The 2,109-nt window shown below is 53.4% G+C and carries 1 rRNA gene; it reads left to right on the top strand.

The window, feature by feature from the left end:
- A 23S ribosomal RNA gene (locus GGD57_RS28940) occupies positions 1 to 2,109 on the top strand; the annotation flags it as partial.

Below are 2,109 nucleotides of genomic sequence, written 5' to 3'. Positions count from 1 at the left end.
AGGGTGACGGCGTACCTTTTGTATAATGGGTCAACGACTTAGTGTAACAAGCAAGCTTAAGCCGGTAGGTGTAGGCGAAGCGAAAGCGAGTCTGAATAGGGCGATATAGTTTGTTGCATTAGACCCGAAACCGAGTGATCTAGCCATGAGCAGGTTGAAGGTTGGGTAACACCAACTGGAGGACCGAACCCGCATCTGTTGCAATAGATTGGGATGACTTGTGGCTAGGGGTGAAAGGCCAATCAAACTCGGAAATAGCTGGTTCTCCGCGAAATCTATTTAGGTAGAGCGTCGAGCGAATACCCCCGGGGGTAGAGCACTGGATGGGCTATGGGGACTCACCGTCTTACTGATCCTAACCAAACTCCGAATACCGGGGAGTACTACTCGGCAGACACACGGCGGGTGCTAACGTCCGTCGTGAAAAGGGCAACAACCCTAACCTCCAGCTAAGGTCCCCAAGTCATGGCTAAGTGGGAAAGGATGTGAGGATCCCAAAACAACCAGGATGTTGGCTTAGAAGCAGCCATCATTTAAAGAAAGCGTAACAGCTCACTGGTCTAAATAAGGGTCTTTGCGCCGAAAATGTAACGGGGCTGAAGCCATGCACCGAAGCTGAGGATTTGCAGTAATGCAAGTGGTAGCGGAGCGTTCCGTAAGCTGATGAAGGGAGACCCGTGAGGGCTCCTGGAGGTATCGGAAGTGCGAATGTTGACATGAGTAACGATAAAGAGGGTGAGAGACCCTCTCGCCGAAAGACCAAGGGTTCCTGCTTAAAGTTAATCTGAGCAGGGTTAGCCGGCCCCTAAGGCGAGGCAGAAATGCGTAGTCGATGGGAACCACGTTAATATTCGTGGGCCTGGTGGTAGTGACGGATTGCACAAGTTGTTCTGGTTTATTGGATTATCAGGGCAGCGGAGCGGTTCCAGGAAATAGCTCCACCGTATAGACCGTACCCGAAACCGACACAGGTGGTCAGGTAGAGTATACCAAGGCGCTTGAGAGAACTATGTTGAAGGAACTCGGCAAATTGCACGCGTAACTTCGGAAGAAGCGTGACCCCAATCTACGCAAGTATTTTGGGGTGGCACAGACCAGGGGGTAGCGACTGTTTATCAAAAACACAGGGCTCTGCGAAGTCGCAAGACGACGTATAGGGTCTGACGCCTGCCCGGTGCTGGAAGGTTAAGAGGAGAGGTGCAAGCTTTGAATCGAAGCCCCAGTAAACGGCGGCCGTAACTATAACGGTCCTAAGGTAGCGAAATTCCTTGTCGGGTAAGTTCCGACCTGCACGAATGGCGTAACGACTTCCCCGCTGTCTCCAACATAGACTCAGTGAAATTGAATTCCCCGTGAAGATGCGGGGTTCCTGCGGTCAGACGGAAAGACCCCGTGCACCTTTACTATAGCTTTACACTGGCATTCGTGTCGGCATGTGTAGGATAGGTGGTAGGCTTTGAAGCGGGGACGCCAGTTTCCGTGGAGCCATCCTTGAAATACCACCCTTATCGTCATGGATGTCTAACCGCGGCCCGTCATCCGGGTCCGGGACAGTGTATGGTGGGTAGTTTGACTGGGGCGGTCGCCTCCGAAAGAGTAACGGAGGCGCGCGATGGTGGGCTCAGACCGGTCGGAAATCGGTCGTCGAGTGCAATGGCATAAGCCCGCCTGACTGCGAGACTGACAAGTCGAGCAGAGACGAAAGTCGGTCATAGTGATCCGGTGGTCCCGTGTGGAAGGGCCATCGCTCAACGGATAAAAGGTACGCCGGGGATAACAGGCTGATGACCCCCAAGAGTCCATATCGACGGGGTTGTTTGGCACCTCGATGTCGGCTCATCGCATCCTGGGGCTGGAGCAGGTCCCAAGGGTTTGGCTGTTCGCCAATTAAAGCGGTACGTGAGCTGGGTTCAGAACGTCGTGAGACAGTTCGGTCCCTATCTGCCGTGGGTGTAGGAATATTGACAGGATCTGTCCCTAGTACGAGAGGACCGGGATGGACATATCTCTGGTGGACCTGTTGTCCTGCCAAGGGCATAGCAGGGTAGCTATATATGGACGGGATAACCGCTGAAGGCATCTAAGCGGGAAACCCACCTGAAAACGAGT

The sequence above is a fragment of the Rhizobium esperanzae genome (assembly GCF_014197615.1).
In the GTDB taxonomy this organism is placed as follows: Bacteria; Pseudomonadota; Alphaproteobacteria; order Rhizobiales; family Rhizobiaceae; genus Rhizobium; species Rhizobium esperanzae_A.
The sequence above is the reverse complement of the archived record's forward strand: the minus strand, read 5'-3'. Positions and strand labels throughout refer to the sequence as shown.